The organism is Mycobacterium sp. (assembly GCF_025965855.1).
Lineage (GTDB): Bacteria > Actinomycetota > Actinomycetes > Mycobacteriales > Mycobacteriaceae > Mycobacterium.
Genome location: NZ_JAOPWB010000187.1, coordinates 1 through 4,795 on the forward strand (window position 1 = coordinate 1; position 4,795 = coordinate 4,795).

The 4,795-nt window shown below is 62.9% G+C and carries 4 protein-coding genes; 1 reads left to right on the top strand and 3 read right to left on the bottom strand.

All coding sequences use genetic code 11. The features are described 5' to 3' along the window. The first annotated feature begins 289 nt into the window (after positions 1–289). Positions 290–1,762 (top strand): AMP-binding protein, encoded by a 1,473-nt coding sequence (locus JWP83_RS15715; protein ID WP_297731532.1) that lies wholly within the window; start codon positions 290–292, stop codon positions 1,760–1,762. 309 nt (positions 1,763–2,071) lie between these two features. Here the strand turns inward: JWP83_RS15715 and JWP83_RS15720 are convergent, their stop codons facing one another. From JWP83_RS15720 to JWP83_RS15730, 3 genes are all read right to left on the bottom strand, one after another. Next, positions 2,072–2,869: a helix-turn-helix domain-containing protein gene (locus JWP83_RS15720; protein ID WP_367185645.1), complete on the bottom strand. Its 798-nt coding sequence runs from the start codon at positions 2,867–2,869 to the stop codon at positions 2,072–2,074. A 44-nt stretch (positions 2,870–2,913) separates the two neighbouring features. After that, positions 2,914–3,252, bottom strand: coding sequence for a hypothetical protein (locus tag JWP83_RS15725; RefSeq protein WP_297731537.1), 339 nt, complete (start codon positions 3,250–3,252; stop codon positions 2,914–2,916). Positions 3,253–3,559: 307 nt separating this feature from the next. Then, a complete protein-coding gene (locus tag JWP83_RS15730; protein WP_297731539.1) occupies positions 3,560–4,636 on the bottom strand; it encodes an IS110 family transposase in 1,077 nt (358 codons plus the stop codon). Positions 4,637–4,795 lie beyond the last annotated feature (159 nt).

Sequence of the window (4,795 nt, forward strand, 5' to 3'; positions counted from 1 at the left end):
TTCCCTCCGAACGGTGCAACCGGCGGATCTCAGCCCAATCCTCCACAGACATCACTTCCTCAGCGTCTACGGAGGGGGTCCAAATTCAGCCGACGATCAGGGGTCAGTCTTCACCCGACGCCGACACATCCGGCAACGACCGCGCGCTGTGGTCGTTATTCACCTTGACCACAACCGGTTCGCGACCGCGACCGATTGCTAAGGAGGACCAGATACCGGTGAGTAAGACAGATGACAAACCGACTCCCCGATTCACCCGTGGTCAGCTCGCCCAACTCGGGGAGGTTTCGTGATTGAGTTGATAGCGCCAATCAGCACTCAATTTTCGCGGCTGGCCCAAGTGGCGCCAGAGGCACCCGCCGTCACGTGCCTAGGTCGCACGCTGACCCGAGCCGAGCTCGACAGGTCGACAAACCGTCTCGCACGTGCGTACGCCGAGAACGGAGTTGGTGTGGGTGATTACGTAACAATCGCACTGCCTAACTCCATCGAATGGCTGCAGGCGACCCTAGCCACATGGAAGCTGGGCGCCATACCGCAGCCGTTGTCCCCTAGACTACCCGCCGCGGAATTCGAACAACTGTTGGAACTCAAGACCCGTTCGCTGCTAGTCGGCCGAGCGGATCCGCGCGGGAAGACTCCCGCTGTGCCCCAGGGATTTACACCGAGGGAGGTCATCTCGGACGAGCCGCTGCCAGCAGCGGTGTCGCCAGTACTGCGATCGCTCGCGTCGGGCGGCAGCACCGGGCGCCCCAAGTTGATCGAATTCGGCGGAGATAGCCGCGTACCCGCTGCCAGCGGAGCGCTTTTCGGCGCCCAGATCGGCGACGTCAACCTGATATCGGTGCCATTAAGCCACACCACCGGCTTCACCGCCGCGACGATCGGGCTGTTGATGGGACACCACTTGGCCGTGATGCCGCGGTTCGATGCGCTCGATTTCCTCCGACAGGTCGCCGAGCTGCACGTCACATTTTTGGCGACCGTCCCGACAATCATGCAGCGGTTACTGCCGATCTACCGATCCGCCCCACAGACTTATGACTTGTCTTCGATCAGGCGGCTTTGGCATACCGGTGCACCGTGCCCACCGGCAACCAAGCAGGCATGGATTGACATCTTGGGACCAGAGGTCTTGTGGGAAATGTACGGGAGCACCGAACAACACGCATTGACAATGATCTCGGGCGCACAGTGGCACGAGCACCGTGGATCTGTCGGTACCGTGGTCACCGGCCGGATGATCGTGCTCGATGACGACGGCAACGAATGCCCCACTGGGGTGGTCGGCGAGGTCTATATGCGACCAGAGGCCGGCAGCTCGCCGACCTACCGTTATGTCGGCAGCAAGGCAACCAGCCGAGACGGCTGGGACTCGATCGGCGACCTCGGCTATTTTGACGCTGATGGCTTCCTCTATATCAGCGACCGACGAGTAGACATGTTCACTGTCGGTGGACGGAACGTGTACCCGGCCGAGGTAGAGGCAGCACTCGCCGGGCACCCGGACGTACTGTCCTCCTTGGTCGTTGGTGTACCCGACGATGACCTCGGCCAGGTGCCGCATGCGATCGTGCAGATCGCGCCCGGCGCAAATCTGGACGAGGCCTCATTGACGCAATTCCTGGGCGCGAGCATCGCCAGATACAAGGTGCCGCGCACAGTGCAATTCACCATGTCGCCACTTCGCGACGATGCGGGCAAAGCACGCCGATCCGCCATCCGCGACGCGGTTATCGCTCAACGAACTCAAGCCGACTAGATGTGAATGCACAAAGATCCGCAACGGGCTCAGTGCCTGCGTCAGACGCACTTGCGCTGAGTATCGCGCGGCCGATCGTCACGAATATCGTGGCCTTCCAGAAAGACCGGAAGGGGCGGCGCTCCGCACATCCGCCGGCGGGTCCGAACTGAGCCACCGCGCGCATCACCGGCGGCAGCATTCACTGGGGTCAAACCTCTGGTGGTCCCGGTTGCTGGCGGTGATGGAGTATGACGCTAAACCAAGCCCGTGGCGTCGGGTGTGTCGGGCAGCTTACTCACGTGATCCAGCTCATCAGTCACTGCAGATTCATGTACCGGCCAGACGTCGCAGGCCGTCTTCGGAGGGGGATGCAGGATCGGCCCAGAAAACGACCATTACGTGACCGGGTCCCGGTAAAACCAAGTGTTGGAAGTGCAGATCGAGCGGGCCGACCCGGGGGTGGCTGATCAAGATGAGGCCGCTGCTGTTGTTCTTGACTTCATGGCGTACCCAAAGGTTGCGAAACCGCGGGCTCTCTGCCCTCAACTCGTCGATCAGAGCCAGCAGCTCGGGATTTGGGTCATGACCGATGAAGGCGCGGACCAAGCGGACAGTCCATGCCGTCAGCTTCTGCCAGTTCCGATAGAAATCACGCATTTCCGGATCGAGGAATAGCGCGCGCAGCGTGTTGGATCCGACGTCGTACTGCGGTGACAGCGCGCGCGCCAAACGGTTGGACGCAACCACCGTCAAGCTACGGTCGTGCACGTGCGTGGCTGTGCACGGCCAGCCATCAATCAGCGTGTTGATGGCCGGATCGAGTGCCAGCGAGCGGGTATCCTCCCCCGGCTGTTCATGGACCAGACTGTGCATATAGGCAACGGCGTCGTCGTTGAGCCGCAGAGCTCGGCCAATGCCTACGAGCACTTCGTGTGACGGATTATGTTCGCGCCCTTGCTCTAGACGTAGGTAATACGCGGCGCTAATGTTTGCAAGCACCGCGACCTCTTCGCGGCGTAGACCGGCGACTCTGCGCCGGTCCCCGGCGGGTAGCCCGACATCCGCGGGCGAGATCAGGTCGCGTCGTGCGCGCAGAAACTCTGCCAGAGCAGTCCTGTTTATCACCGTCACCAGCGTAGGCGCGCATCTGGGGGTCGATCGATCCCGAATCAGACCAGGACGTCGCCCACATTGAGGCCGGTTCGCGAGTTCACGCCGAACGTGATCGTTTTCCACTCGCGGGCCGGCCGCAGCAAACGGCCGATGGAATGTGTGAACATGCTGCGCCGCGTTCCGACACGTCGCTGCGCTGTGCGCATTCGTGAATTCGCCACTTGCGCAAACTCTGTGTTCGTCGGCCCTGTCAGCTCATGGGCGCGGTCGGCGGACAGCGGCGTGACGATCAGTTTCCGCCTGCAGCCCGACAGGGGCTGGCCGCTGCCCGCCTCAGTGTCCGGGGCGGGGCGCCGCCGGATGCCGTTATCGGCGGGTCGGGCGAGAACCGACAACCACGCCGATCACCAGGATGTGCAAGGAACCCACCCGCACACCGGACCTTGGCGGGGCGATCGTCATCGCCTCATCGTGCCAGCCACACAACAACGAACGGTGCACCAACGACTCTGCGTCGTGGGGAACTGCGATTCACAGATAACGTAGCTCCGACGTGCCGAACTCGTCGGTGCCAGCCAGGCGAGAATCGTTGACCTGCAATCGTATTGACTCAGTCACTCGGCACGCCATAAATCGTAACGCCACAGCCGAAAACCAAGCGTCGGTGTAAGCAACTGGGCTTGATACCAGACGCTCCTATCTTCAGGCAATGAGTTCGTTAGTTCTTCTGCTGGGTTGGCCGAGGGCGTGGTAGATCTCGCGGGCGATGTAGCGCTTGACGCAGCGCATGATCTCGTTTTTTGTTTTGCCTTCGGCCAGGCGGCGGGCGAAGTAGTCGCGGGTGGGCTCGTGGCGGCGCATGCGCACGACCAGGATGACGTGCAATGCGCGGTTGGCGTCGCGGTTGCCGCCTCGGTTGAGGCGGTGGCGGATCGTTTTGCCGCTGGAGGCTTCCAGTGGGCAGACCCCGCAGAGTTTGGCGAAAGCCGCGTCGCTGCAGATCCGGTCGGGGTTGTCGCCGATCGCGGTCAGCAGCGTGGCAGCGGTGTCGGGGCCGACACCATAGACGGCGCGCAGTTCAGGTGCGGCGACAGCGGTGATGGCGTCGATGTGGCGTTCCAGCCCGGCGGCATCGGCGTCAAGCTGGCGGCAGCGCACGGCCAGTGACTTGATAGCTACGGTCACTGCATCAGTTGGGTCGGTTAAGGTTTCGGGTTCGGGCAGCTGCTCACAGGCATGGAAGAGGCGGTCCTTGTAGAGACCCGCCAGCTGTTCGCGCAGTGCCGCTGGAGCGGTCACCACAAGGTCTTGCAGCGCGTTGTAGGCCTTGGCCCGAGCACGCACCACGCTGGTGCGGGCGACTCGCAACACCCGCACCATTTCCGCGGCACCATCGGCGGTTTTGGGCTCGCCGAGGGCGTCGCCGGCCAACACCATCGCGGCGGCTCCGGCCGCGTCAACGTCGTCTGATTTGCCAAAGCGGGCACGGCGCTGCCGTTTGGGACGCCCGACTTCGCTGACCGCGACGCCCTCGGCGCGAAGGTGCCGGGCCAGGCCGGCGCCGTAATGGCCGGGGCCTTCAATACCGACCGCCACGAGCTGGCCCAACTCGTGGGCCCAGGACACGAAACCGCGGTAACCGGCGACCGTGGCAGCCAGGCGATGGGTGCCTAACGGGCGACCGAGCCGGTCGACGGCATGGGCAACATGGAACTGCTTGTGTGTGTCGACACCGACGGTGACCTGTGGTTGTGTAGATGCGGCGATGGTGGATTCCATTGCGGCCCTTCCTGTAACCGGATTTTCGGGATGGGATGAAGGGCAGAGCCGTCGGGCGGGGACGATACTGCTACGGGATGCTTGGTCGCGCTCCTATCAGGTCACTCCGTCCGGCGGTTCCGCGCCGAACCGATGCAGTCGACGGATCTGACAATTGAA

What these genes read in the sequence shown, in the direction of transcription:
- JWP83_RS15730 (WP_297731539.1), bottom strand. Translation starts at nt 4,636, where the DNA reads ATGGAATCCACCATCGCCGCATCTACACAACCACAGGTCACCGTCGGT.